22 protein-coding genes and 3 tRNA genes are annotated in these 26,090 nt (G+C 52.3%); 6 read left to right on the top strand and 19 right to left on the bottom strand.

Annotation, left to right across the window (positions count from 1 at the left end; genetic code table 11):
* Positions 1-3 precede the first annotated feature (3 nt).
* The 3 genes from NYR02_RS18590 to NYR02_RS18580 all read left to right on the top strand — a co-directional run bounded on the left by NYR02_RS18590 (position 4) and on the right by NYR02_RS18580 (position 288).
* Positions 4-80: transfer RNA gene (locus NYR02_RS18590), tRNA-Asp, on the top strand.
* Between the two features lie 16 nt (positions 81-96).
* Positions 97-172: transfer RNA gene (locus tag NYR02_RS18585), tRNA-Val, on the top strand.
* A 39-nt stretch (positions 173-211) separates the two neighbouring features.
* Positions 212-288, top strand: a tRNA-Asp gene (locus tag NYR02_RS18580).
* A gap of 365 nt (positions 289-653) precedes the next feature.
* On the opposite strand, the gene NYR02_RS18575 is transcribed toward NYR02_RS18580, so the two are convergent.
* From NYR02_RS18575 to NYR02_RS18525, 11 genes are all read right to left on the bottom strand, one after another.
* Positions 654-1,706 carry an AraC family transcriptional regulator gene (locus NYR02_RS18575; RefSeq protein WP_260977866.1) on the bottom strand — a complete coding sequence of 351 codons (1,053 nt, stop codon included), beginning with the start codon at positions 1,704-1,706 and terminating at the stop codon, positions 654-656.
* A 161-nt stretch (positions 1,707-1,867) separates the two neighbouring features.
* On the bottom strand, positions 1,868-2,671 hold the full coding sequence (locus NYR02_RS18570) for a hypothetical protein (RefSeq protein WP_260977865.1): 804 nt from the start codon (positions 2,669-2,671) through the stop codon (positions 1,868-1,870).
* Positions 2,672-2,754: 83 nt separating this feature from the next.
* Entirely contained in the window at positions 2,755-5,238 is a 2,484-nt protein-coding gene (locus tag NYR02_RS18565; protein WP_260977864.1) for an efflux RND transporter permease subunit, read from the bottom strand.
* 2 nt (positions 5,239-5,240) lie between these two features.
* Positions 5,241-6,458 carry a WD40/YVTN/BNR-like repeat-containing protein gene (locus tag NYR02_RS18560; protein ID WP_260977863.1) on the bottom strand — a complete coding sequence of 406 codons (1,218 nt, stop codon included), beginning with the start codon at positions 6,456-6,458 and terminating at the stop codon, positions 5,241-5,243.
* Positions 6,459-6,628: 170 nt separating this feature from the next.
* The gene (locus NYR02_RS18555; RefSeq protein WP_260977862.1) at positions 6,629-7,996 is read right to left on the bottom strand and encodes a DUF1329 domain-containing protein; all 1,368 of its coding nucleotides are present in this window, start codon (positions 7,994-7,996) and stop codon (positions 6,629-6,631) included.
* A gap of 73 nt (positions 7,997-8,069) precedes the next feature.
* Positions 8,070-10,694, bottom strand: a complete 2,625-nt coding sequence (gene pepN / locus NYR02_RS18550; RefSeq protein WP_260977861.1) for an aminopeptidase N — start codon at positions 10,692-10,694, stop codon at positions 8,070-8,072.
* A 9-nt stretch (positions 10,695-10,703) separates the two neighbouring features.
* On the bottom strand, positions 10,704-11,549 hold the full coding sequence (locus tag NYR02_RS18545; RefSeq protein WP_260977860.1) for a DUF2797 domain-containing protein: 846 nt from the start codon (positions 11,547-11,549) through the stop codon (positions 10,704-10,706).
* Between the two features lie 3 nt (positions 11,550-11,552).
* The gene (locus tag NYR02_RS18540) at positions 11,553-11,807 is read right to left on the bottom strand and encodes a YeaC family protein (protein WP_260977859.1); all 255 of its coding nucleotides are present in this window, start codon (positions 11,805-11,807) and stop codon (positions 11,553-11,555) included.
* 48 nt (positions 11,808-11,855) lie between these two features.
* Positions 11,856-12,701 (bottom strand): rhomboid family intramembrane serine protease, encoded by an 846-nt coding sequence (locus NYR02_RS18535; protein WP_260977858.1) that lies wholly within the window; start codon positions 12,699-12,701, stop codon positions 11,856-11,858.
* A complete protein-coding gene (locus tag NYR02_RS18530; protein ID WP_260977857.1) occupies positions 12,701-13,657 on the bottom strand; it encodes a metallophosphoesterase in 957 nt (318 codons plus the stop codon). Before NYR02_RS18530 ends, NYR02_RS18535 begins: the two co-directional genes overlap by 1 nt.
* A gap of 2 nt (positions 13,658-13,659) precedes the next feature.
* Complete coding sequence (locus NYR02_RS18525; protein WP_260977856.1) at positions 13,660-14,544, bottom strand: NAD(+) kinase; 885 nt, start codon at positions 14,542-14,544, stop codon at positions 13,660-13,662.
* A 101-nt stretch (positions 14,545-14,645) separates the two neighbouring features.
* Here NYR02_RS18525 and NYR02_RS18520 point away from each other — a divergent pair, with 101 nt between their 5' ends.
* Positions 14,646-15,542, top strand: coding sequence for a DUF1853 family protein (locus NYR02_RS18520; protein WP_260977855.1), 897 nt, complete (start codon positions 14,646-14,648; stop codon positions 15,540-15,542).
* 21 nt (positions 15,543-15,563) lie between these two features.
* Here NYR02_RS18520 and NYR02_RS18515 read toward each other — a convergent pair whose 3' ends face one another.
* From NYR02_RS18515 to NYR02_RS18505, 3 genes are all read right to left on the bottom strand, one after another.
* Positions 15,564-16,523, bottom strand: a complete 960-nt coding sequence (locus tag NYR02_RS18515) for a 1-aminocyclopropane-1-carboxylate deaminase/D-cysteine desulfhydrase (protein WP_260977854.1) — start codon at positions 16,521-16,523, stop codon at positions 15,564-15,566.
* A gap of 7 nt (positions 16,524-16,530) precedes the next feature.
* Positions 16,531-17,724 (bottom strand): hypothetical protein, encoded by a 1,194-nt coding sequence (locus tag NYR02_RS18510; RefSeq protein ID WP_260977853.1) that lies wholly within the window; start codon positions 17,722-17,724, stop codon positions 16,531-16,533.
* A 260-nt stretch (positions 17,725-17,984) separates the two neighbouring features.
* On the bottom strand, positions 17,985-18,767 hold the full coding sequence (locus tag NYR02_RS18505) for a hypothetical protein (RefSeq protein WP_260977852.1): 783 nt from the start codon (positions 18,765-18,767) through the stop codon (positions 17,985-17,987).
* Positions 18,768-19,006: 239 nt separating this feature from the next.
* On the opposite strand from NYR02_RS18505, the gene topA reads away from it, so the two are divergent.
* Complete coding sequence (gene topA, locus NYR02_RS18500) at positions 19,007-21,661, top strand: type I DNA topoisomerase (RefSeq protein WP_260977851.1); 2,655 nt, start codon at positions 19,007-19,009, stop codon at positions 21,659-21,661.
* 109 nt (positions 21,662-21,770) lie between these two features.
* Positions 21,771-22,064 carry a ComEA family DNA-binding protein gene (locus tag NYR02_RS18495; RefSeq protein WP_260977850.1) on the top strand — a complete coding sequence of 98 codons (294 nt, stop codon included), beginning with the start codon at positions 21,771-21,773 and terminating at the stop codon, positions 22,062-22,064.
* A gap of 79 nt (positions 22,065-22,143) precedes the next feature.
* On the opposite strand, the gene NYR02_RS18490 is transcribed toward NYR02_RS18495, so the two are convergent.
* The 5 genes from NYR02_RS18490 to NYR02_RS18470 form a co-directional block, all read right to left on the bottom strand.
* Entirely contained in the window at positions 22,144-22,857 is a 714-nt protein-coding gene (locus NYR02_RS18490; RefSeq protein ID WP_260977849.1) for a hypothetical protein, read from the bottom strand.
* A gap of 12 nt (positions 22,858-22,869) precedes the next feature.
* Positions 22,870-23,145, bottom strand: coding sequence for a glutaredoxin family protein (locus NYR02_RS18485; protein ID WP_260977848.1), 276 nt, complete (start codon positions 23,143-23,145; stop codon positions 22,870-22,872).
* A 106-nt stretch (positions 23,146-23,251) separates the two neighbouring features.
* Positions 23,252-24,304 carry a DUF5610 domain-containing protein gene (locus tag NYR02_RS18480; protein WP_260977847.1) on the bottom strand — a complete coding sequence of 351 codons (1,053 nt, stop codon included), beginning with the start codon at positions 24,302-24,304 and terminating at the stop codon, positions 23,252-23,254.
* 158 nt (positions 24,305-24,462) lie between these two features.
* Positions 24,463-24,750, bottom strand: coding sequence for a hypothetical protein (locus NYR02_RS18475; RefSeq protein ID WP_260977846.1), 288 nt, complete (start codon positions 24,748-24,750; stop codon positions 24,463-24,465).
* Positions 24,751-24,953: 203 nt separating this feature from the next.
* Positions 24,954-25,976 carry an AraC family transcriptional regulator gene (locus tag NYR02_RS18470; RefSeq protein ID WP_260977845.1) on the bottom strand — a complete coding sequence of 341 codons (1,023 nt, stop codon included), beginning with the start codon at positions 25,974-25,976 and terminating at the stop codon, positions 24,954-24,956.
* Positions 25,977-26,090 lie beyond the last annotated feature (114 nt).

Below are 26,090 nucleotides of genomic sequence, written 5' to 3'. Positions count from 1 at the left end.
AATGGACTGGTAGTTCAGTTGGTTAGAATACCGGCCTGTCACGCCGGGGGTCGCGGGTTCGAGTCCCGTCCAGTCCGCCATTTTTCATACAGATTTGGGTGATTAGCTCAGCTGGGAGAGCATCTGCCTTACAAGCAGAGGGTCGGCGGTTCGATCCCGTCATCACCCACCATCATTCTTAAAGATAAAACGCTTTAAGATTGGTATCAGCGGACTGGTAGTTCAGTTGGTTAGAATACCGGCCTGTCACGCCGGGGGTCGCGGGTTCGAGTCCCGTCCAGTCCGCCATTTTAAAAACGTTTTACTTTAGCTGTACCGACCAATTGTTCGCTCTTGCGATACCTTTGGTTATTGAAAGATCCTCCGATTTCCTCTGCCCGATTCGCACGTCTCCTTTCTGATCTGCCTTTCCTAGTAATCATCGGTTTTCATCTTGCTGTAACAGTACAGAATTAACTTACGCCTGCTTTAGCGCTGAATGATCTGAGCACGGGAACTTTAATATACGTTTCTTGCCTGATTCAGGGCTGGCTTATAGGTGTACGTTTTGGCACAGGGTGTGCTTAACGTAAAACAACCAAAACAATAATCCTGAACATGGAGGTAGTTATGTCTGACTACATCGAAGATCTTCTGGAAGTCGGTTTTGACGACTACGAAGACGATGTGGACGACGCGGTAGAGATGTAAGCTCTGCCCGACCGTTCACGAAAACGCCCTGGCGCTTCGCCAGTCCAGCGTTTGAATGCCCGCTGAAATGCCGTCGCTGATCCGAAGCCTAATACATAGGCTATTTCACCCAGAGTCAGCGACGTATCCCGCACATAGCTCACCGCAAGATCCCGCCGCGTATCATTTAATACCTGCTGAAAGCTGCAACCTTCATCGGTTAAACGCCGCCTGACCGTCCAGGGCGCCATATTAAGCCGTTGCGCGACCTGTTCCAGTGTGGGCGTCTGACCGTTCAGCAGAGGGCCAATAGCGCGCTCGGTCAGTTCACGGAACGTTAATCCCAGGCGTACCCGTTCCAGCTCGCGATCCGCCAGTTGTTTCAGTGCCGAATAGGTTGACGCACAGCGTTGCTGTACCGGCAAATCCAGTGCCCAGTCATGCAGCACAACCGCATTACGCTCTGCACCAAAATGAACCTCGCACTGAAAAATATCGCTGTAACGCTCCCGATAAACCGGTGCTGAGAATTCAAATTCAACCCGTGCCAGCAGGTCATGACGACCACTGAGCAGTTGCATAAAGCGGTTCCAGCCTGACAATACCGAATCAACGACAAACAGGTTGTATTCGTTATACGGACTGATGGAATAAAACTGCGCAACGCCCCTGCCCTTTTCCAGCAAAAATTGCGAACGTCCACGGGCGTTAAAGCTCGACAATAATTCATACTCGGTCAGCGCCCTGCAGGCACTGCGGATATCAGCGGCACTCTGCGCCAGCAAGCCCGCCAACCCCATCGCAGGTGGTGAGGTAAGACGCCCCATATCCAACCCCAGCCAGGGAATGGAAAACGCCTCAATGCAGGCATGCCCCATACGCATAAAACGCGGAATACTGATGCGTGCGTCCGGTGATGCCAGCTTTACATCATCCAGTTGATATTGGGCCAATACCGCTTGTGGACGGGCGCCGCTTTCTTCTACCGCGCGCGCCATCAGCTCCACATAAGCCACCGAAATATCGCCGAGTCTCATGGTCTTTTTCTGCAATTAAATGATGGGTCATTATTACTGCGTATTGCATGACACGCAAAGCCTGTACAAGCACAAAGCACGGGCATAAAAAAACCTGCCGCAGCAGGTTTTAAAGCGCCTCTGATTCTGCAGTGCAAACCACTGCGCAGCAAATAAGCCGCTCAGGCATCAAATCCGGAATCCCGTGGCTTAACCGCCGGCTCAGCTGTCTCTGTTGGCAGACTCTCCTGCTCAGGCATTTGGGGCTCATAAAAATCCAGCAAAAAGCGATAGGACAGCGACAACATCACCAGAGAAATCAAACTGGTAATATAAGTACCGAACGCCGCCACATAACTCAGCACAGAATGATCCAGCATAAACAACGCTAAAAAAGGCGATGCCAGAGCAATTGGTACAATAAACACCACCAACACCAGGCGTGAGCCATTACCGGCACTTAATGACCAGGCGCGCTTAAGGTCTGTTTTCTGACCCAGAGCTAATTCAGGCAAGGTGACAGACAAGCGTGACCAGATGTACAGCGCTGGCAGAATACCGATCACAGCTCCCAGCCAGGCATCTTCCTGCCCCAGAAAAATCATGGCGACCAGCATGCTGCAAAAAAAGACGACGGCACCGATAACGCCCAGTAATAATCCGCGCAGTAAATAGCGGAATTCTTCCCGTCTCATACCGTGTAAAGCATTTGCGTCCCACTTATCCTGTGGCAACAGCGTAAAGCGATGACAGGACGTAGCAAATACCACGCTCAGCAATACCGATACGATCAAAAAACCAAACTGACTGACGTAATCATTTTCAGCCAGAAACGTTGAACTGCTCCAGTCGACCAGAGCCAGAATCAACATCGCCGGTAAAAACATTTTGATCACCGCCGTCCGCTTTGACCACAACAGAGTGATGGCTTCGGTCACCAGATCGGCAACCGGTAAATCGGCGTTTAATCCCAACGGGCTTTTCATTTCTGCTTCCTTCTCTCGTTTCTGTTTCCCTGCAAAAAGACAAAAAAAACGGTGGCAGCGCCACCGTTTTAATTTTCTGCCGCTCAGCCTGCCGGAGGAATATCTCCGTGGCGGGCTTTATGACGGGCAATAATGCGTTCCGGCCTGAGCAGATAATGCGCCAGAGCAGGCAGCAAGATCAAGGCGCCCAGCATGTTCCACAGGAACATAAAGGTCAGCAGAATACCCATATCCGCCTGGAATTTAATCGGCGACAGCATCCAGGTTGCAACACCGATGGCCAGAGTAATACCGGTGAAACTTACCGCTTTACCGGTCGATTTCAGTGTTTCCAGGAAAGATTCCTGCAAGGTTTTACCGGCAATAATCATCACTTCCAGACGGCTGTAGATATAAATACCGTAATCGACACCAATACCCACACCCAATGCAATCACCGGCAATGTTGCCACCTTAACGCCAATGCCTAAGTAGGTCATCAGTGCCTGACTCAGTACTGACGTCAGCGCCAGCGGAATCAGAATACAGGCCACCGCAGTGAACGAGCGGAAGGTCATGAAACACAGCACAAAGACCACCACATAAACGAAAATCAACATGGTGTCCTGAGCGTCTGCAATCACCTGATTGGTCGCCGCTTCGATACCGGCATTACCGGAAGCGAGCTGGAAACGAACCGGTACGGAATCGATTTCTTTGGCGGCAATTGCCTGCTCAATTTCGGCAATGGTGTAGCCGAAATATTTTTCGTCAACAGTGTCGTCGTACTGCGCTTTGAATTCTTCAACCGCCATCACTGCGGTTTCCAGCGTTTCAGCTTTGTGGTCATTCAAATACACAATCACCGGTGCCATTGAACAATTCGGGTTCAGCAGGCTGCTTGGCGCACGCTGGATAGAAGTATTCAGAATGGTCTGGTTACGCGACAGCGCTGACCAGTTCAGGTTGCCTTCGTTCATCGCCTTGGTCACCAGCTTGGAGACAGTTACCAGCGATGTCGTCGACTGCACACCCGGAACGTTTTCCATGTACCACATAAAGCGGTCAACGGCGTCCATCACTTTAAAGCTGTTGCACTGCTCTTTGGCCGTTTCAACCATGACCACCAGCACATCAGAACTGGTGGAATAATTGGACACCATAAAGTCGTTATCGAGGTTGTAGCGTGAATCAGCACGCAACTCCGGTGCACCTTTGTCCAGATCACCGATTTTCAGGCCCTGGCTCATCTGATAACCGAACACCGCCATGACAATAGCAATCACAATCGGAAATGGTGCTACTTTCGGGCTGGCAAAGTAAGACATTGCCTTCCACAGTTTTGGCTCCGATTTTTCGGTTTTCTTGGCGTGGCGGACACCGGCTTCACTGATGCCAATATAGGACATCACAATTGGCAACAGCACCAGGTTAGTAACGATGATCATCGCTACACCGATACTCGCGGCAATCGCCAGTTCCTGAATAACGCCGATATCAATAAACAGCAGTGTCAGGAAGCCCATCGCATCACTGAGCAGGGCCAGCATGCCCGGTACGTACAAACCACGGAATGCCTGACGGGCAGCCTGCAGTTTGTCGGCACCTTTACCGGATTCAATGGCGATACCGTTAATAATCTGTACCGCGTGACTGATACCAATCGCGAACACCAGGAAAGGCACCAGAACCGAGTACAGATCAACGGTGTAACCCATCAGTGCCAGTGCACCCAACTGCCAGACAACAGCAATCAGCGAGGCAACGATAGGCACCAGCGTACCTTTCGGACAACGGGAATAGAGGTACAACAGGATGGCCGTCATCACCATCGCCGCGAGGAAGAAATACGCGATGGATGTGGCACCATCGAGTAAATCACCCAGTTTTTTCGGTGTACCGGTAATGTATACACGGTATTTATCGTTGCCGTATTTGGCGCGGATTTTATTTTCCAGATCCTGAGAAAACTGCTGATAGCTGAGTTTTTCGCCGGTTTCCGGATCTTTTTCTACCAGAGGAACATCAATAATGGATGAACGGAAATCGTTCGATACCAAACGTCCGACCTGGCCGGATTTGAGCACGTTCTGACGTACCTGCTCCAGACTTTCCGGACCGCCGTCATAGGTACTGGGAATTACCGGACCGCCCTGAAAACCTTCTTCCGTTACTTCCGTCCAGCGGGTATTCGGCGTCCATAAAGACTGCATACCGGAACGGTCGACCCCTTTAACGAAGAATACGTCATCGTTAATTTTGCTCAGGGTTTCCATATAGTCTTTGGTGAAAATATCGCCTTCGAGTGCCTCGATGGAAATTTTCACATTGGCCACACCGCTTTTCATATCATCTTTATGCACCAGATAATTCTGGATAAAGGTGTGGTTCAGCGGAATATACTTCTCAATACTGGAGTCCAGTTTTACCTTGGTCAGACCATAGGCAAATACCAGGGTCAGCAGACCCAGGACAATCATAACCAGCATGCGGTTATTAAAAAGAATGCGCTCTAAAGCCGGCTCTGTCTCTTTCGACAGGATGTAGTGTTCCGGCTCTGTAGAAAAATGATGCTGTTGTTCAGCCATGATTAAAAGTCTCCCGCCGCCATACTGATGGTCTGATCAATCAATTCGCCGGCAGCATTAAGGCGCTTAACACCCGCCTCGCCAACAATAATAAAGTTACCGTCTGATGCTTCTGCAACCGCTGCAAAGGCTTTACGCCCTTCCAGAATCGATGCCCGTGGTTTTTGCATCTGTGCATCAAAAATCACGACAGAACCACCATTGCCCACCAGCAGGGTGTGCTTACGGCCAATGGTACCGGAAAGCAGAGTCTGCTCGCTGCCGGTCGCCTTTTCATCCCAGCTGATACCACCATCGACCGAGCTGAACACGTGACCACGCAGACCAAACATAAGCTGCTTGTCGCCAGCGGCAATCAGGCCGAACAATGAACCTTCGTACGGAGAATCCATGCTGTGCCAGCTCTGGCCCAGATCATCGGAGCGCAGAATCATGCCCATTTCGCCGACCATCGCCAGGGAACGCGGGCCAACCGCGGCAATGGAGTTCAGGTGCAGACGATCCGGATTGGGTAAGCGGGCGGAAACATCTTCCCACGTAGTACCACCATCCTGGGTATAGAAGAACATGCCGTAAGCGCCGACCGCGTAACCGCGCTTAGCATCATAGAACCAGACATCGAGGAAAGGTTTGGTTGAGCCGGTCGTCTGATCGTACTGGGCATCCTGCAAACCATATGTTGCCGTCTCCAGCGCCATTTCGGCTTCTTCGATGGCGACATCATCGCCAGCCGCTTCGGCGGCTTCGAGACGATCTTTGGCACGCTGCTTGGATTTCGTTGCCGCAGCCACAATGGCCGAGTTGGCCAGGTAACCGTCAAACTGCTTAACCCAGGTTTTGCCTGCGTCTGAGGAATAAAGAATCACACCATCATGGCCCACGGCCCAGCCGTAGTCACCGGATGGAAAATACACCGCGGTTAATGTTGAAGAAACCGGAACTCTGGCTTGTACCCAGGTTAAACCGTCGTCGTCAGAGTAGACAATGTGTCCATGCGAACCCACCGCCACCAGGCGACGATCTGCCCGGACAACATCAAGCAGCAATGTGTGGTGAGCACGTTGGGTTTGTAACGCCGGGGTGTTAAGGGGGTCTTGCCACGCAGCCTGAGCTGAAACAGCGCTTAAGAGTACGCCAAGAATCAACCCAACCCGGGTAAAGCCTGTCGCAAGCGCTCTTCCCATAGCACGAGCGGAAGACTGAACCAAATCAGAATACATAAGGAGCTCCGTTTTTATAGTAATGTCGGAAGGCGGCTAGTCTAGCCGACTGATTTATCATTGACTAACGTCCAGTTGTTACAGAATGTAAGGGGAATATAGCCAGTTTTAGTCCCTTAAATACCAGAACGGATGAGTAAAACTCATCCGTTCTCCGTTCATTGACGCGATCAGCGTTTGCCGCGACGACGCAGTTCAGCCGGAGTAAAGTAGCGGTCACCCGGTGGCTCATTACTGAAGTCGGTTGTGCCCTGCTCTTCGTTATCCAGGCCCTGCACGTGATAGCGCTTGGCTTTCAGATCATGAAAAACGTCCATGGTGGTCCAGGTGACCGGCACCTCATAGTAGTTTTTCATGTACGCCATATTCACGCGCCAGAGATCACCGGCCGAATCGTATTGGTCGGCCACGGCAATACCCCAGGTATCTTCGTCCAGATAGAACACACGCTTGTGATACACATGACGCATGCCTTCTTTTAACGTTGCCTCAACCACCCACACGCGGTGCTTTTCATAGCGGGTATAATCCGGATTGAGGTGGCCGGGCTTGATCAGATCCTGATAGCTGACTTTATTCGAGCTCAGTTTGTAGCTGTTATAAGGAATATAGATTTCCTTTTTACCCAGCAGCTTCCAGTTGTAACGATCCGGCGCGCCGTTATACATGTCGGTGTCATCGGCGTAACGCAGACCATCAGCGGCAGCAATCGGAGTATCGTACGCCAGGTTAGGCGCACGACGAACACGACGCTGACCCGCGTTATAACCCCAGGCCTGACGGGCCTCATCCACCTGGTTCAGGGTTTCATGAACCAATACCGCACCACCGGCCAGACGTGCAGGAGCTTTGGTGAACGACAGGTAATAGAACAGAATATTGTTCAGGTCTTCGATGTTTTTATCACGGCGATAGAAGTTAAATTCAACTTCCTGCTGTACCGTCACCAGCGAGAAATCACCATCAACATGCACAGCAATTTCAGAAGCCCGGCGGGTTAAATAAATACCACGCCAGCGGGTTACGTGGTTCCAGATAGCTTCCAGGCCGTTTTTAGCCAGCGGAAAAGGAATGCCGCCATAGGCGTACATCAGACCGTTGCCGCCTTTATTCAGCTCGGCACGAATGGCATTTTTGTAGGTATTTTCGTACACCCAGTCAGGCGCAGCGGCAGTACGACGGGTCTTATACACCGGCATTTTAAAGGTATCAGGATAGACCTTAAATAACGCTTGCTGACCCGGCGTCAGGTACTCCGCATACTGTTTCATATTGGCGGCTGTGATGACAAACAGCGGTTTATCTTTAGCATACGGATCAATATGGTGCTGGCCGGATTTGTTATAGCCCACCGGCGGCAGACCCAAACCACCGCGCCAGGGTGGAATATCACCGTTATTACCCGCGCGCTCAGCTCCCAGCGGTGTCAGTTCCCCTTTCAGGCGATCCGCTTCTTTGACGGATACTGCCGCCATCGCCGCTGGCATTACCAATGCCAACGCCAATGCACCAGCCGCTATCCACTTATTTTTTTTCATTATGCGACCTCAACTACACCGCAGAGTGCGGCATTCTTCCCCGAAGCAAGAATAAAGAAACTTGCAGCGATGCTCAAATCAAACTCTTGCTGACAACCTCATACACATCTTTGGATAAAGCGTCATGCTGCATAATGCGTTGCAACTCGGCTTTCATCAACTCCGATAATTCCGGCACCAGGCGACGCCACTTTGTCAGCGGCGTCAGCAGACGCGCTGCAATTTGCGGATTACTGTCATTCAGACGCAAAACCGCGTCTGCTAACAAGCGATAACCGGCGCCGTCTTCACGGTGAAAATGACACAACGCCTGGTTAGCAAATGCTCCCAACACAGAGCGTACCTTATTCGGGTTACGCCAATCGAACGCCGGATGTGCCAGAAGTTGTTGAATAAATTCCACACGACCCAATTCGGCAGAACCCGCCTGCACAGACAACCACTGATTAACCACCAGCGCATCCTGCGACCACTGCTGGTAGAAATCACCCAACAATTGTTCTGCCTGCGCCGATGCACCACTGTTCACAACAGCGACCAGTGCCGCCATCTGATCGGTCATGTTATCAGCACTACGATACTGGCTTACCGCCTGCGCCAGACCATCGGCACTGCCTTTGACCCAATACGCCAGAGCCAGATTTTTCAGGCTGCGCGCCGACATTTGTGCCGGGACCGGCGCATAAGCAGCGGTCGATTGCAGACGCTGATAACAGGCCGAAAACTCCTTAACCAGAGAAGCAGCAATCGCTTGCTGCACCTGTTTGCGCGCCGCATGAATTGCCAGCGGGTCAACCTGCGCAGAGAATTCAGCGATATACGCTTCTGAAGGCAAGGTCAGTAAACAACTCACCATCGCCGGGTCGAGCGACTCGTCGGCCAACAAGCGGGCAAACACATCTCGTACTTGCGGCAGTAATTCAAAACGTCCCTGCTGCGCGGCGCTAATCCAGCTCAGCATCAGGCGCTGACCCGCATCCCAGCGATTAAAACCGTCGCTGTCGTGTTGCAATAAAAACAACAGATCGTCGGCGGATTGTTCAAACTCAACTTTTACCGGCGCAGAAAAATCGCGGAACAGCGACAAACGCGGCTGCTCGCTGATGCCGTTAAAGACAAAGGTTTGCTCGGCTTCGGTCAGGTGCAACACCTGGCTGCTTTCGGTCCAGGCAGCCGCCGGTTCAACATCAATGGCTAAATCCTGGCCATCGGCGCCAATCAGACCCAGCTGCACCGGAATCCACTGTGCTAATTTATTGCTTTGTCCCGGCGTATCCGGGCAGCGCTGGCTGAGCGTCAGGCGCAATTGTTGTGCGTCGGCATCGTATTCACTGTTAACCGTCACCACCGGCGTGCCCGCCTGCTTATACCAACGCTTAAACAGCGTCAGATCGACGTGATTTGCATCTTCCATCGCCTGTACAAAATCATAAATCGTCACGGCCTGACCGTCGTGGCGCTCGAAATACAGGTCGGAGCCTTTACGGAAGCCGTCTTTTCCGAGAATTTTATGCAGCATCCCCACCACCTCTGAACCTTTCTCATAAATGGTCACGGTGTAGAAGTTGGATATTTCGATAAAAGAATCCGGCTGTACCGGGTGTGCCATCGGCCCACCATCTTCGGCAAACTGCACGGTACGCATAATGTTCGCGTCTTCAATGCGTTTTACCGTGGCGGAATTCATATCGGCGGAGAAGCAGGCATCACGGAAAACCGTAAAACCTTCTTTCAGACTCAGCTGAAACCAGTCGCGGCAGGTGACGCGGTTACCCGACCAGTTATGAAAATATTCGTGGGCGACAATGGCTTCAATGCGCTGATAGGCAGCATCGGTGGCGGTCGCCGGGTTGGCCAGCACACAGGATGAATTAAAAATATTCAGGCCTTTATTTTCCATGGCCCCCATATTGAAATCATCCACCGCCACGATCATAAAAATATCCAGATCGTATTCACGACCGTAGGTTTCTTCGTCCCAGCGCATGGAACGTTTCAAAGCATCGAGTGCGTAGTCGGTTTTATCAATATTCTGCGGTTCAACAAAAATTTTCAGCGCGACATCGCGACCGTTCATGGTGGTGAAACGGTCTTCTTTAACGCGTAAATCCCCCGCAACCAATGCAAACAGGTACGCCGGTTTTTTATGCGGATCGTGCCAGGTCACTTTATGTAAGCCATCGTCCACACAATCGGCAACCAGATTACCGTTAGACAGTAAGACCGGAAATTGCGCGGCATCGGCAATAATGTGTGTGGTAAATACCGACATCACATCCGGACGGTCGAGGTAATAGGTGATACGGCGGAAGCCTTCAGCTTCACATTGCGTGCAGTACATACCGCCGGAACGATACAGACCTTCGAGGGCGGTATTTTTTGCTGGATAAATGCGGGTTTGTATTTCCAGCTGTGAGCGTTCCTGCAGGCCATGCACGGTCAGGCTTTCTTCACCGGTTTCATATTGCCCGGCGGTCAAAGGCTGGCCATCCAATACCAGACTCAGCAATTCCAGATCCTGCCCGGCCAGTAGCAACGCGGCACCAGGCTGGGCCTGTTCGTTGCGCACACAATCCAGCTGAGCGGTAACCAGGGTATATTCATCCTGTAGCTCAAACGTCAGTTCGGTACGCTCAATCCAATAGTCCGGTTGCTGGTAGTCTTTCAGGTAAATGGCTTTTGGCTGTGCATCGCGCATGGAAACCCCTTAATCCTTTAATGCAAATGAAATGTGGTATGAGCTGAATTTACGCAAATTAATCACACCACCATCCAATATTAAATACTGGCCTTTCAGACCCAGCAGACGCCCGCTGACCTGAGGATGTTTATCAAAATTAAAACTGCTGATTTTGGTCGGATACTGAGTCACCGGATAGTCAAATTGCCAGACATCCGCATCGTTCAGCAACTGCACACTGCCAACGCCTTCGCGCTGTTCAATCTCAGCCAGTGGCTGAGCAAATTCATTCAGCAAGCGATCACGTTCAAGTGCAAGATCCAGCTCTGCTGCCGGACCTTTCAGCAGCGTGCGCCAGTTGGTTTTATCGGCCACCTGTGAGCGCAGCAAATCTTCAACCAACCCAGATAAGCGCCGGTTTTTTACCCGCGCAATCGGTAATGCCTGCGCCGCGCCCTGATCAAGCCAGCGCACCGGCATTTGCGTCGCACGGGTAATGCCGACTTTAAGGCCGGATGAATTGGCAAGATAGACAATATGATCGTTAAAGCACACCTGCTCTGCCCATTCCGGCTCACGACAGGTGCCCGCCGCAAAGTGGCATTTTTCCGGGCTCATCATGCAGGAATCACATTGCGCCAGCGTGGTAAAACACGGGTAACAATAGCCCTGGCTGAAACTGGTCTTGGTACGTCGTCCGCAATGACTGCAATGAATCGCACCGCTGTAGGTCATTTCAATGTGACGCCCGATCAGCGGATTTAAATCCACGCGCTGATCCCCCAGCACCAGCTGATATTGAACTTCGCTGTTACTGCTGCCCGGCTGCAGCGCCATTTTACTGAGCAGGCCACTGGCCAGTACTTGTGTCATAAATTACTGCAGCGTCAGCGTCTGGACGTCGTCGTGATCATCCTTACCGGACGATTTGCAGGCGTCTTCCATATAACCCACGCGCTGCTCAGCTGGCAGGTCATGAATCTGTTCATAATGAATAATGGCTTCCATGCACAATTCACGTTGCTGAGCTTCCAGTTTGCGACCATCGGGCCAGCGTCCCAGTTCCACGGCGCTGCGCAGATTCTGATAGATCTCAGGTGTCAGAGATTTAATAAGTTGTTCAAGTGTCATAGCAACCTCATCCAGACCAGCCAAAACGGACGGCGGATCTTTTCTTACTTAAAAGTCAGTATCACGGACCACTGCTTTTACCGGCCAGACTATAGCCAGAATAAAACCGCAGATCAGTCCACCTAAATACGTTCCGTGCGCCGTGCCGGATAATCCCGGCACTAAGGTATCAGCGCTGATGGTCAGCAGCAGCCAGCCCACCATCACCGGTAATAACATACGGGGAATCTGGTAATCGATGTTACGCCGGCGCTGACGAAAGCCAACCCAGCCAAGCAATCCCAGCGTCACGCCGGAAATTCCACCAAACGCTGGACCGGCATACCACCATTGCACCACATTACCGATCAGACCGCAGGCCAACAGCAATACCAGCAGTGGCAGCCAACCTTCCTGCTGTTCAATGCGGCGCGCCAGAATCCACCACCAAAGCGAATTAAACAGCAGATGCAAAACGGAAAAATGCAGCAGTGTCGGCCGCCATAAATCCCAAAACCCCAGTTGCCAGTATGTGGCCAGATTAAAACGCTGCTCAGGCCAGAGTTCAGCCCCGCTGCTCAGCCAGTTTTGCCAGTCGGCAGAAAAATGCATCCAGGCAAACACTGCGGGCAATAACAATAAAATAAAGGTGCTGAACGGAGTGGCCAGAAGCTGCAACAGCCCGTGCCAGATTTTAGGCTCAACCGCTTCAGGCTGTAGCGGTGAAATCTGACCCGCCTGCCATTCTTCAAGCCACTGCTTAACCTGCGGCGCATGACCAGCATCCGCAAGATACAGACACTGCTGCCCTTCCTGTTCGATCACCCGATGGGCAATGCGCTCCGCCCATAAACGCTGAGTTAAGGGGGATAAATCGACAGCGGCCGGTGCGACCAAAACTAATACCGGTTCCATCAGCGTTCGCTCTTCTCCACCCGTACCCAGGTAAATTTACCCGGTTGCAGGCTGCGTTCGGTATCCATGCGGTAAGCGGCAAGACGCCCGTATTTAACCGCACTGTAATCAAGACAGGCGATATTAGGCACAATGGGCGCAGGTAAACCCTGCATCCAGTAATGACCAATAAACAGCGGTTTTTCCTGCGGGCCGTAAAACAGCAATTGTTCACGCTCTTCACGACTCAACAAGGCATGCTCAATATCGTCTGGCAGCGGATCGGGTTGAAACACCACATCGCTGTAACGCTCGGGCTCATCTTCCCAGAACTTGGTACGGAAAAACTGCCGTACCATGCCATCTTTGGCGGTCATGGCGCGGCCGTCGGGTAATTTTAACGACGTTCCGCGCAGCATCCGGTCAAGAAATTTGTAAATAAAAGAACGGGTATTGACCGATTCGGCCAGCATATTGCGGTGCAGTTTATTATCACCGTAACGCATTAAATACTCATCAATCATGCCCTGATCCCAGCAGGCATGAACCACCCGGAAGTGCTCATAATCAAGAAACAGCGGCAGGTCGACAAACCAGTCGAGAAACTCATTAAACTCGTGCGGATAATTGGCAAACTGTTCCAGCGTCTGCTCAACAATAAAACTGTTGCGTTTGGTATGCGGCCGTAAAAAAGGCTGGCGCATTCCTGGTGGCGCTTCGGTGCAATAGGTCACCACATTGTATTCATGGTTGCCCATAACAATGTCGGCATGACCACCATCAACCATGTCGCGCACCACATGACAGGCGAGACGGATATGCGGTCCGCGATCGACAATATCGCCGAGAAAGACCACCTTGCGCTTCGGATGTTGATAAACACCACCGCGCTTGCTGTAGCCCATCTGCTCCAGCAATTCGATCAGCGTTTCGCCACAGCCGTGAATGTCACCGATTAAATCGTAACCCTGGTGCATACTTAATCCCCCAGGTTGCTACTCCAGCCCAGTTTAGTCCGGCAAATTTCATAGAAATTGTGGCCTTTGGGGTGAATCAGCTTCAGTTTATGGGCTTTTTTGCGAATGGTAATACTATCGCCGGGCGCGCAGGGAATATGCGTCTGACCGTCGCAACTGATGGTTGGATAAATGTCCAGGTCAGTATCAATGACGATTTTAATCTCGCTTTTACCGTCCACCACAATCGGTCGGCTGGAGAGGGTATGCGGGAACATCGGCACCAGCACCAGAGCGTCCAGTTTCGGATGCATAATCGGGCCACCACCGGACAGCGAATAGGCGGTCGAACCGGTTGGTGTCGATACAATCAGGCCGTCGGAACGCTGGTTGTATACGTACTGGCCTTCAATCCACAGATCAAAGGCAATCATGCGGGCTGATTTACCGGGGTGCAGCACCACGTCGTTTAACGCGGCGGCGGTGGCAATCGGATTGCCATCGCGCTTTACTTCGGCATCGAGCAGAAAGCGCATTTCACTGACGTATTCGCCATTGAGTACATTCTGCACCGCATCCAACATGGTTTCGTCCGGACTGATATCGGTCAGAAAGCCCAGACGGCCACGGTTAATCCCCAACACCGGCGTATTAAAACGCGCCAGCGCACGGGCGGCACCCAGCAGGCTGCCGTCGCCACCGACCACAATCACCAGATCACAGATCTCACCGAGCAGGTTCACATTACTGACCTGCATGCCATGACCCGGCATCACTTCGGCAATGCGGTCATCGAGAATAACGTGGTAGCCTTCATCGATCAGATAACGGGACAGACGCTTGACCGTCTCAATCACTTTATTGCTGTTCAGACGGCCGATCATGCCGATATTACGAAACTCTTCCATTACTGCGACCTGGCAACCCTGGTGGATGATGTGGTGTGTTACTGCAACAGCAGCGCCACAAATGAATGGCCTGTTTTATATCACAGAGGAGTTAAAAACGCTTGTTTGCCGCTGATCATTCCTACTTCGCCCTGCCCGGCCAGCATCAGCGTGACCTGATCTGGAGCCTGTTCGGCCCGCCCCTGCTCGACTGCGACTGGAGCCCGGCTAAGCAACCCTGGCTGCCCGATCAATGGCAGCCGCTGGCAGAGCAACTGAGCAATCTGGCTCCGGACTTCAACAGCCCGCGACTGGGACTTATTTTTGAACAGTTATGGCAGCAATATCTGCAACTCAGCGGCATCCGCTTTCTGGCCAATGTGCAGATTATTGATCAGGGAAAAACCCTCGGTGAGCTGGATCTGCTGCTGGATAACGAACAACAGCAATGGCATCTGGAGCTGGCTCTGAAGTTTTATCTTGGCTACGGCAACGAACAGGGCCAGCACTGGGTCGGCCCCAACCGCGCCGACCTGCTGGCCCGCAAAATCCGCCATACCCATGAACATCAGCTGCCCATGCGGCAGAATCCGCAAACTCAGCAGCAACTGTCAGAATTGAACTGGCAGCCGCAGGCCAGTCTGGCGGTGATGCGCGGCTGTCTGTTTTACCCGGCCAATCCGGCGTATCAGGCCTGCCTGCCAGCGGAAGTGTCGGCCCACCACTGGCGCGGACACTGGTGTCATGCCCAGCAGGCCGCCGACTATCTGCCCAAGGGGCGCTGGTATGTATTGGCCAAACCACAGTGGCTGAGCCCGGCGCTGACGACTTTCAGTATTGGCCGGGAGGAGTTACTTGAGTACCTGCGCACGCATTTCCGTCACCTGACCTATCCCTGCTGCGTGATACAGACAGAAGAAGGCCAATATGGCTGGGCCGAACAGCAGCGCTGGCTGATTATGCCCGATGACTGGCCACACAACGGCACCCATAAGAATCTGCCGGTGAAACTGGGCTGAAACAGATAAAAGCGAGAATGATCAGAGCGAATAACCGCGCCGGCCCTGCAAGCCGCCGCTGTGTACCAGTAAAGCCCGGGCGTTCACAGATTCAGTCACCAACTCCTGTTCAAAGGCCAGCATCAGCTTGGCGGTATACACCGGGTCCAGTGGCAGATTCTGGCGGTCATAGCGTTCAATCAGTGCCAGCAGCTCCGGCGAAGTGCGGCCGAATCCCCCAAGATGGGCCTCATCCAGCAGGCGCCAGCGTACATCCGCCGGCATCGCCTGTTGCCAGGCCCGCAAACGCTCGCCCTGATCCGCCACCGCATTCACGCCGATCAGCTCGCAATCAATATTGAATTCACGCAGCCCTTTGGCGACCCCCAGCGCCGTGGTGCCGCTACCAACCGCCAGCCAGACCTGATCATAGCCGGCGCACAATGGTGCCAGATGCCGGCACTCCAGTGCTCCGGCATCACCTGCGCCGCCCTCAGGAATCACAAAGGCATCGTATTGCTGAGCCAGCTCCTGCTGCCATTGCAGATCATAACGGCGGGCATAAGTTTTTTTATCGGCGAAAACCAGCTTAGCCCCCCAGCTCTGACAATCCTGCAACGTAGCCGTCAGCGGCAAGTGTTCATAGCCGCGCACTACCGCAATCACCGCAGTATTCAGTGCCTGCCCGAGAGCAGCCAGCGCATGCAGGTGATTGGAATACGGTCCACCAAAACTCAGCAACGCGCCGCGGCCGGATTCTCTGAAGCGCGGCAGAAACCCAGCCAGCTTAAAGGCTTTGTTGCCGGAAATATTAGGATGCAGCAGATCGAGCCGCAGAATGTCGGGGGCAGCCGAATTCAGCAAGGGCTGCTCCAGTAAGGCGGGTGCAATGAATGCCGGTAGCGGCTGAATCAGACTGGCCAGCTCTGGCCACTCAAATCCGGGCCACTCAAATCCGGGCCACTCAAATCCGGGCCAGTCAAATTCAGAACTGTCTGCCACAGACACGTCAACTGCCGGCAAGATGCAGCTGGCGGTGAAGCTTGCAGTAGGCATTGAGGTCGTGATCAAACTCACGCGGATGTTCTATGCGGGGAATTTCCGCCTTGCATTGCTGGCAGTGCGGATCGTCATAATGATCCAGCCAGCGGCGGTAAATATCTTCACTGACAAAGCATTTCTGCGCGGCGTATGCCAGAGGATTGTCGGCATAGCGCAGCATATGTGCCGGACTGATGGTCAGATGTCCGACACCGGGGTGGAAAGCCACCAACACCGCTTCGAGGCCGTCGAGACGGCCGACAAAACGCTCTGCACTCTGTTCTTCGGCACTGTCAAGGTACTGACGCAAGGTCGCTACTTCTTCTTTTAAACGCAGCGCCTCTTCATTACTCAGTGCTGACTGAGATTGCGGACGGCTTTCATTCAACGCCTGACGCAGACGTTCCGCTTCCTGACGCTCCTGCTCCAGCACCCGCGTAAGGGTTTCAATTTCTGCGGCATGGGCCGCCATTTCGTTGCGATGAACCTGACGTAACTCTTCCAGCTCAGTCTCACCGGATGCCCCGGCCTGACGCCCGAGTTTTTCGTTCAGACTTTTCTGCCGTTCAATTTCCTGCTGCAGCTGTTGTAACTGGCGCCGATAAGCTTCCATCTCGTTACGCAGAGTGCGCTTAAGATCTTCCACTTCCGGATCGCTGTGTTTTTTAGCCAGCAGACTGCCGGCACCGGCACTGACCCGCTCCACTGCAGAGACACGCTCCTGTGGCCACAGATCACGTTCGGTTAGCGGCGCCTGATCGCGCAGCGTATTACCACGTAATGCTTTACGGATGGCCATAAAATCGGATGTGACCGGTTCCCACAACGAGTCCGCATGCCAACTGATGGAGCACTGACTTCGGCAAGCCAGGCGAATACGACCGGCGCCCATATTCGGACCACGCCCGGCACTGTCGGCCAGACGGCGTAATGGCATATACCAGCGAGCATCGATCACCGAGTGTTTGACCGGCGCCTCAAACAGTACCAGCGCCTCGGCCGAACGATGACTACCAATCTGCAGATACGCCGCCTGAACCTTGTTTTCAACCGCATGCTGCAGCGGTGTTTGCTGACGAACAAGACGCTCAAAATCCGCCAGCCAATAAGCTTCAACAACCTCATGTTCATGCAGGATTAACACGGCTTCCTGGATACTCATACTTGCGTCTCTGTTCGTGATATCTGAGTGGTTGCCGACTGCGATCAGCGGGTTACTGCAAAGTCCGATTGTCAGACACACTAATGAAAAGTCATGATGCCTAACAGGTCAGTTTCCGCCACCCAAAGCGGAATGCCTATTGTGTGACAAATATCACATTTCGTTTTTTCTTATGAATATCAGTATGTTGCGGGAATATCAGAATGCGGCAATCTGACATTTTACGACCCGCAAAAAGGACGTTCAGGATAACTGCGACATCAGAATTTACGTTTCTCCGATGCTGCCGGGTTGGTGGGAATACCAAAAGGATCGTGCTCGTCTTTTATTTCCTTCGACAGCGCCTGCGACAGGTTGTCCTCTTTCTTGTCACCACCACTATATAAAGACGCAGTACGCTGGGTCAGATCACGGATGCGCTGATTCTTTTCCGGATATTGCAGGTCAAATTCAATCAGAATTTTCTTCGCGGCTTTATAATAGTTGGTGGCGGTAATCACATCCCCGCGCCCGGCCGCCACATCGCCCTGAGCGGTATAGGTATCAACCTCTTTTTCCAGTAACGTCAGGCGCAAATAGCGGCGATATTCCATCATGGCGGTTTCAGAAATCAGCCGTTTTCGCGCCATTACATTCAACGCTTTCAGCACCCGGCCAAACTGACGCCGCGCATAACGAATTTCACGATCGCTTTTTAATACCCGGCGATTTCCCTTACCTTCATCAATTTTTCGCCGGTATGGTTCGGCATCAAATGGCTCTTCAGCCGCTTCGCCGGCACCGTCTTTTTTCGGCAGTGCTTCCTGATAAACAACGTACAGCTGCTCTACCCGCTCCAGAATGGCCAGCTGCACTTCTTTAAAGTTATCGACGAGAATCAGAAACTCCAGCGCTTCCAGCAGATCATCCGCTCCCTGTTTTACGGCACGGGCCTGCAAACGCTGGGCTTGCTGCGCCTGTTGTCTGCGTCCTGCCATCACCAGTCCGAACAAAATCAACGCAACCGGCAGAGCAATGGCTACTATCAAACCAATCGCCGACATAAAAAACTGTTCCCCGCAATCTATGCTATTCCTAAACAACAGCCTTGTTTTCAAGGCCCCCGGTGGCATCTGTATCGTCATACTCTGGTGACAAGTTTAGCAACGTTTCACCGCTCTGCCGGAGAGCATTACAAGACACTGACGGCGAGAGAAGCTTGACCACCCCCCCCGGTGTACCTATAAAGTGTCGCCTTCTGTGCGCCTGGCTATATCAACAAGAAAGGGTTAATCAAAGGAATATGGGCAAATCGCTGGTTATCGTGGAATCGCCTGCAAAGGCTAAAACCATCAATAAATACCTGGGCAAGGACTTTATTGTTAAGTCCAGCGTGGGTCACGTACGCGACCTGCCAACCTCTGGCTCAGGACAGCCCAGCGATCCTAAGGAGCGTGCCAAGCAGGCCGCTCTTACCCGCAAGATGTCCCCCGAAGCCAAGGCCGAGTACAAAAAGAAAAAATCGCGCGAGCAGCTGATAGGACGCATGGGCGTTAACCCGGAAAAAAACTGGGCGGCCAATTATCAGATCCTGCCGGGTAAAGAAAAGGTGGTTGAAGAACTGCAACGATTGGCCAAAGATGCCGATCAAATCTATCTCGCAACGGATTTGGACCGCGAAGGAGAAGCCATCGCCTGGCACCTTCGTGAGATTATTGGCGACGACAAAAAACAATACCGCCGCGTAGTCTTTAACGAGATTACCAAGAAAGCGATTCAGAGCGCGTTCGAACAACCCTCCGAACTTAATATGAATCGTGTTAATGCTCAGCAGGCGCGTCGTTTCCTTGATCGCGTTGTTGGCTTTATGGTATCGCCACTGCTGTGGAGCAAAGTGGCCCGCGGCTTATCCGCAGGTCGTGTGCAATCGGTTGCGGTACGCTTAATTGTTGAGCGCGAACGTGAAATCCGTGCGTTTATTCCGGAAGAATACTGGGAAACCTTTGCCGACCTCAGCACTCCCGGCGGTGAAGCGTTACGCGCTCAGGTCACACGCCAGAACGGTAATGAATTCCGCCCGGTCAACGAACAAGACACCATGTCGGCCGTGTCTGCCCTGCGCGGTCACAGCTACAACGTTCTCAAACGCGAAGATAAACCGACCAGCTCCAAACCTGCCGCGCCTTTTATTACATCAACGCTGCAACAAGCCGCAAGCACACGCCTGAGCTTCAGCGTCAAGAAAACCATGACCCTGGCGCAGCGTCTGTATGAAGCCGGTTACATCACGTATATGCGTACCGACTCGACCAATCTGAGTCAGGAAGCCGTCAGTAACTTACGCGACTACATCAGCGATAAATTGGGCGAGCAGTACCTGCCGGACGAGCCTCGCAGCTACAGCAGCAAAGAAGGCGCTCAGGAAGCGCACGAAGCGATCCGTCCTTCCGACGTTCGCCTGCGCGCAACCGATCTCAGCTCAATGGAGCCCGATGCGCAACGTTTATACGATCTGATCTGGCGACGTTTTGTCGCTTGTCAGATCAAAGACGCACAATTCACCAGCACCAGCATCACCGTTAAAGCCGGTGAATTTGAGCTGAAAACCCGCGGTCGCGTTATGCGCTTTGATGGTCACCTGAAAGTGCTGGCCGCCATGGGTAAAGGCGAAGATGACGTACTGCTGCCGGATGTCAGCGAAGGCGACACACTGCAGCTGGTTGAACTGGAGCCGAAGCAGCATTTCACCAAACCCGCTCCGCGCTTTTCAGAAGCGGCCTTGGTTAAAGAGCTGGAAAAACGCGGTATCGGCCGTCCTTCGACTTATGCCTCTATTATTTCCACGATTCAGGAACGGGGTTACGTCAGCCTGAAAGGCCGCCGTTTTTACGCCGAAAAAATGGGCGATATTGTTACCAGTCGTCTGGTTGAGAACTTCGATGATCTGATGGACTTCGGCTTTACCGCCAGCATGGAAGAGAAACTCGATCATATTGCTGAAGGTGATATCAACTGGACCGACGTCCTGGATGAGTTTTATCAGGGCTTCCAGCAAAAACTGGAAATCGCTGATGGCGAAAATGGCATGCGTCCGAATGATCCGGTTGATACAGACATCGCTTGCCCAACCTGTGGCCGCCATATGCAGATCCGCACAGGCTCTACCGGTGTGTTTCTCGGCTGTTCCGGTTACAGCCTGCCGCCCAAAGAGCGCTGTACACAGACGCTGAATCTGGTGCCCGGTGATGAAGCGATTTCTGCCGATGAAGACGAAGAAGCAGAAAGCCGCCGCCTGATGGACAAGCGCCGCTGCACTATCTGTGACAACGCCATGGAAAGCTATTTGCTGGATGAAACCCGCAAAGTTCATATTTGTGGTAACAATCCTGATTGCAGCGGGTTTGCCGTAGAAACCGGACAGTTCAAGATTAAAGGCTATGATGGCCCAACACTCGAATGCGATAAATGCGGCAGCGAAATGCAGCTGAAATCCGGTCGATTTGGCAAATACTTTGGCTGTACCAACAGCGAATGTAAGAACACCCGGAAATTGCTGAAGAGTGGCGAAGCAGCACCGCCGAAAATGGACCCTATTGCCATGCCGGAGCTGAAATGTCTGAAAGTAGACGACACTTACGTTCTGCGTGACGGTGCCACAGGCTTATTCCTGGCCGCCAGCCAGTTTCCGAAAAAACGCGAAACACGTGCACCTTTGGTTGAAGAGTTGCTGCCACATCAGGCTGAACTGCCACAAAAATACCACTTCCTGCTCGACGCTCCGCGTCAGGACCCGGAAGGCAATCCAGCTATTATCCGTTACAGCCGCAAAACCAAAGAGCAGTATGTAATGAGTGAGCATGATGGCAAGGCGACCAATTGGTCGGCGTATTTTGTCGACAATAAATGGGTTGAGCACGACAAGAAAAAAGCTCCGGCAAAGAAAGCCGACAAAGCCTGAGTCACACCAATGTCTGGGAAAAGTATCGGCTAATTTGATACTTTTCCCGGATTTTTCCGCAAAATATTCGTTGTTATGTTCAATACTCCCATCTCAAGGAGAGAACACTATGCAATGGATCAAGCACATCATCCTTTCTGCCTGTCTGACTCTGGGCGTCCTCAGCGTACAAGCAGCCGAAGCGCCTGCCACTACCGGCACAGAAGTCAAAGCCGTGAATATCAATACCGCCACCGCGGAGCAACTCAGCCAGCTTGACGGCATTGGCAAAGCGAAAGCCGAAGCCATTATTCTTTACCGTAAACAACACGGTCAGTTTAAATCTCTGGATGACATCACCCAGGTAAAAGGCATTGGTCAGGTTATTCTGGATAAAAATCGCGCCCTGCTGGCGCTGGAGTAACGCATAAAAACAACACATAAAAAACGCACATAAAAAAAGAGCCGTATTGCGGCTCTTTTTCATATTTCCTGATCCCCTCTCAGTCTGTTACCAGACAGTTCCCCCACTCACAACGCACCAGCAAATAGCTGTTATCCGGGCAGCGTGCATCGTAGACTTCGTGCGGCCAGGCATTTTTTAACAAATGAACTTCAGCGCCGGCACAACCATTGCGTTTCGCCATTTTTTCCACAACATAAAAAGAACGGCCATACACTTTCCCTGTTTTCTGCTCAATAGATGCCCGTTTCAGATTCAGATCGGTGCCGTCCCGTTGCAGGCGGCGCTGCAGGTTAACCAAAGAGTCGTACACCTTATCCTGGCTGCGTAAATCACGCTCTCCCTGATTGTATTGTGACAGTACCCGCAGACAGAGGTCTTCTTTATCACCACTGGCATTGAGTAATTCCTGAACCTCTGCCTCGGCGGTCTCAACCACCTGCCAGGTCAGAGCCATTGCCATACGCGCACCGGTTTCGTTACGCTCATCGGTGACATGAATAATATCGTAGGCCAGCCCAAAATCCGCACTTTCAACAAACGCACCGTTACGCTGCCACCAGTTTTGCTTAGCGGTATAAGCCGCCTGCTTGGCTTTGGCGCTGACGTCTTCGCAGGAATCTACCCAGGTGCGCAATGTGGTATCGGTCTGCAGTGCGTAATAAACCGCTTCTCCGGTGGGCGAAAGCTGAGTACTGGAGCACCCTTGTAAAAGCGCCAGTGAAGCCAATAAAAGTCCAGAAAAAATCCGCATGCTCGTCATCCTTTATTCAGAAATAATGTCAGATTCGGCTGCTGCCGCAGCGCTTAATGCCAGCCACTGCAGCAGCTGTGCTTCATCAAAAGGCCAATCAAGTTCAGCCCCGTTGTTGTCATTCAGAAGTACCGGAATGCGCAGACCATAACGCTCCACCAAACCTTCGGTGTCGACAATGTCTTCGAGATACACATCCACCGTTATCTGTCCGGCCATATTCATAATAACGGCCTGCGCCAACTCGCAGAGATGACAGCCCTCAGTGCCGAATAAAACCAGAGCCATCAGGCAATTCCAATAAAAAACAGATAGGCGGGAGTATAGCGGTTAGCGTCGGGGCATGACAAAAAGTCTGCCCCGCTGAAGAAATAATGAAGTGAGGTTTTGTCTCTCAGGCTTTATTGCCAATCAATGAATTCAGTCCGTCATGGAATGACTGCCATACGGGTAGGCGCTCTTCTTCTGACAGTAATTCATTCACCAGATCCTGCAAGGTTTGCGGCGCATCGGCCAGCGGACTGGCTTTATCCAGTGCGGCCATGTAGGCATCGACATAAGAAGCCAATGGGGCTTTCATTGATTCAAGCTCTGGCGTTGGCAGTTGAGGCTGCACCCTGGAATAGGCTTTGGTTGATGTTGCCACCGTCTGCTGCGTCAGATTCAGACTCATTGATGCCAGCTGACTGCCATCAAAGCCAAGATCCATTGCCTGTTCGAGTGCGCTGCCAATATCACCGGCAAAAAAACGCTCACTCAGCGACTGCACATCGTCAAACAAACCTGACAGCGCCGAACGTTCAGCCTCACTCAGATTACCATTCACTTCCATACTCCAGTTTTGCTGAGCCGAAGCCTGCAGGCTGAACGCCGAATTGCCACTGTTATCTTTATTTATGGAAGTGCTGAGACTGCTGCCCTGAGAAAAGCGGACCGTTACCCGATCACCTTCCTGAGTGAGTACCTGCAATGAAAGCTCATTCGCCACGCGCAATGAGCTGTTGCTGGTCATCAACGCCGACGCCTGCTCTGCCGGTTTAGAGAGCTGATCCAGACCGTCATCCACCATCTGGCGTCCGGCGGCAATCTGATTTTTTAATTCGTCGTCCAGCAAGCCCATACCATCGAGCATTTCGGTGGCCTGAGCATATCCTTTGGCAATACCTTCACGCGCGGCCTGCAGACGCTGATCAATACGGCTCTGATCGGCTCCCTGAGTACGCAGCTGATTAATACCATTTTCCACATGGCGCAGAATGGCGGCGGCCGTATCTTCCGGGCTTTGCTTCTTATCCAGTTGCACAACACCGGGCATGGCTTTCGCCAGAGATTGCGCAGCAGCGCTCTGCTTGGCAGCGGTGGCCGGCTCAGTAGCCGCTTTTTTGCTCCCCTCCTGACCCTGAGTGCCGTAGTTCCGGTATTGCGAGGGGGAAATTGTGATTGCCATAAAGCCTCCGCTCAGACTGTGTTGCCGTTCTGTTAGTTATCGGCGGCTGTCGCCGGAAGTTAAGTCCTGTGACAGTTTAGTCAGTAAACAAAAAAAGCCCGCGACTGGCAGGCTTTGTGTTTTACGCTAACAGACTGTGAAAACCGGCGCTCAGAGCATCAGTAGCAAACGGCTCCCTGATGGTACTCATAACCAAAATCGAGCTTCCAACAGACTTTATTGCGCTCAATTTCATTCATGATGTGATCCGGGTGTTCATGCAAAAGCTGCATGGTTTTCAGCGTTTTATAGGCGGCATGCAGCGCACTCTGATCCAGACTGATCACTTCTTCTTTATTCATGATCCCCTGATTCAGCAACGCCTGACGCCACTCACTCACGTCCTGAGTCTGCATCAAATGCTCAACCAGCGGTTGAATCAGCGATAACTTTTGCATCTGGCTCATAAAAAATCCTCCGAATAGAAACTGGGGGAATTTCTGAATCCCGGCAAGACTCACGCATAGTGATTCAGCCATTCCAAGCCCACAATGGCTCAGACTCACTGAAAAAACCAGATCAAAAAATGAACACTATGATGATGATAAGTCAAAGATCACCCGCAGCGCGGGGACGATTCCCCCACGTTTGCGCGTAAATTAAGAAGAAATTATGACTGGCGACGCTGATTGCGGTATTCAACCGGGGTTTGACTGGTCCAGCGTTTAAACGCCCGATAGAACGTGCTGGGTTCGGAAAACCCAGTGAGGTAGACAATTTCATCAATACTTTCATTGGTTCCCGACAACAAACGCTTAGCCAGGTTGCAACGATAATCCGCCAGCAATTGATTGAAGTTAGTACCCGCTTCTGCCAGACGGGTCCGTAACGTTCGCGATTTGATATCCAGCCGCTCGGCAACATCTTCCAGATTGACCTGGCCGGTCTCCAGTATTTCACCAAAAACTTTATACACACGGGTCACGATATCCTGCCGCTCCAGCTTGGCCACGTGCTCAATGGCCAGCTTTTCATGCAACTGCAGCAATTCCGGCTCAGCATGAGAAGACGGCATATCCAACAGCTGAGTATTGAAATAAATACGGTTATCTTCCTGCTGGAACAGCACCGGACAAGCGAAGATGCGCTCATGCTCGCGGCTGTCTGCCGGCTGTTCATGGCTGAAGTGAACGCAGGAAGGCACAAAGGCATCATCAGTGACATAACGGAAAAAGCGGATCAACCCAAGCGCCATGCATTCATTCAGGTGACGCAAGCCGGCAACACGGTCACTGGAGCTCTCCACCAGAATGTACGCCTGCTCGCCTTCAATACCGGTACTGGCCTGAGAAGCGTCACTGAGCAGGCGCTGATAATTAAGCGCTCGTTTCAGACCTTCACCAAAAGTGGGGCTGGATAAAAACAGGTATTGCAGCACCTGCCCTTTGTATACGGGCATGTGTTCACCGAGATGCAGGCCAATATCGGCATCGTTACTGACTTCCTGCAAGACATGCCAGAAGATCAGCTGAGCTTCATGCGGAGTACGGATGTTACGGTCTGCCAACAGCTCAGGAGTAACGCCCAAACGTGCAAACACCGCATCTACATCCAGCCCCATCTTCAGCATGGCCTGATGGGCCAGCTGGATCATAACGCCAGAGTCACGCAGTTCTGTCATTCCACCGGACATAAGTCGTTGAAATTCCTGATGAGTGTTGGCGAATTCTGCCAGATAAACAGGCCGCTGCAAGTCCTATTGACCAAACTGACGCAGAGTGCGGAGAGGCAGCGCCAATGGTCGCTC

Source organism: Thalassolituus pacificus, assembly GCF_025318105.1.
Taxonomy (GTDB): domain Bacteria; phylum Pseudomonadota; class Gammaproteobacteria; order Pseudomonadales; family Oceanobacteraceae; genus Venatoribacter; species Venatoribacter pacificus.
This window is presented reverse-complemented; position numbering and strand designations above follow the sequence as displayed.

Excerpts from the sequence above, each read along its gene's own strand:
- NYR02_RS18575 (WP_260977866.1), bottom strand. The coding sequence starts at position 1,706 with ATGAGACTCGGCGATATTTCGGTGGCTTATGTGGAGCTGATGGCGCGC.
- NYR02_RS18570 (WP_260977865.1), bottom strand. The coding sequence starts at position 2,671 with ATGAAAAGCCCGTTGGGATTAAACGCCGATTTACCGGTTGCCGATCTG.
- NYR02_RS18565 (WP_260977864.1), bottom strand. The coding sequence starts at position 5,238 with ATGGCTGAACAACAGCATCATTTTTCTACAGAGCCGGAACACTACATC.
- NYR02_RS18560 (WP_260977863.1), bottom strand. The coding sequence starts at position 6,458 with ATGTATTCTGATTTGGTTCAGTCTTCCGCTCGTGCTATGGGAAGAGCG.
- NYR02_RS18555 (WP_260977862.1), bottom strand. The coding sequence starts at position 7,996 with ATGAAAAAAAATAAGTGGATAGCGGCTGGTGCATTGGCGTTGGCATTG.
- pepN (WP_260977861.1), bottom strand. The coding sequence starts at position 10,694 with ATGCGCGATGCACAGCCAAAAGCCATTTACCTGAAAGACTACCAGCAA.
- NYR02_RS18545 (WP_260977860.1), bottom strand. The coding sequence starts at position 11,549 with ATGACACAAGTACTGGCCAGTGGCCTGCTCAGTAAAATGGCGCTGCAG.
- NYR02_RS18540 (WP_260977859.1), bottom strand. The coding sequence starts at position 11,807 with ATGACACTTGAACAACTTATTAAATCTCTGACACCTGAGATCTATCAG.
- NYR02_RS18535 (WP_260977858.1), bottom strand. The coding sequence starts at position 12,701 with ATGGAACCGGTATTAGTTTTGGTCGCACCGGCCGCTGTCGATTTATCC.
- NYR02_RS18530 (WP_260977857.1), bottom strand. The coding sequence starts at position 13,657 with ATGCACCAGGGTTACGATTTAATCGGTGACATTCACGGCTGTGGCGAA.
- NYR02_RS18525 (WP_260977856.1), bottom strand. The coding sequence starts at position 14,544 with ATGGAAGAGTTTCGTAATATCGGCATGATCGGCCGTCTGAACAGCAAT.
- NYR02_RS18510 (WP_260977853.1), bottom strand. The coding sequence starts at position 17,724 with ATGAGTATCCAGGAAGCCGTGTTAATCCTGCATGAACATGAGGTTGTT.
- NYR02_RS18505 (WP_260977852.1), bottom strand. The coding sequence starts at position 18,767 with ATGTCGGCGATTGGTTTGATAGTAGCCATTGCTCTGCCGGTTGCGTTG.
- topA (WP_260977851.1), top strand. The coding sequence starts at position 19,007 with ATGGGCAAATCGCTGGTTATCGTGGAATCGCCTGCAAAGGCTAAAACC.
- NYR02_RS18495 (WP_260977850.1), top strand. The coding sequence starts at position 21,771 with ATGCAATGGATCAAGCACATCATCCTTTCTGCCTGTCTGACTCTGGGC.
- NYR02_RS18490 (WP_260977849.1), bottom strand. The coding sequence starts at position 22,857 with ATGCGGATTTTTTCTGGACTTTTATTGGCTTCACTGGCGCTTTTACAA.
- NYR02_RS18485 (WP_260977848.1), bottom strand. The coding sequence starts at position 23,145 with ATGGCTCTGGTTTTATTCGGCACTGAGGGCTGTCATCTCTGCGAGTTG.
- NYR02_RS18480 (WP_260977847.1), bottom strand. The coding sequence starts at position 24,304 with ATGGCAATCACAATTTCCCCCTCGCAATACCGGAACTACGGCACTCAG.
- NYR02_RS18475 (WP_260977846.1), bottom strand. The coding sequence starts at position 24,750 with ATGAGCCAGATGCAAAAGTTATCGCTGATTCAACCGCTGGTTGAGCAT.
- NYR02_RS18470 (WP_260977845.1), bottom strand. The coding sequence starts at position 25,976 with ATGTCCGGTGGAATGACAGAACTGCGTGACTCTGGCGTTATGATCCAG.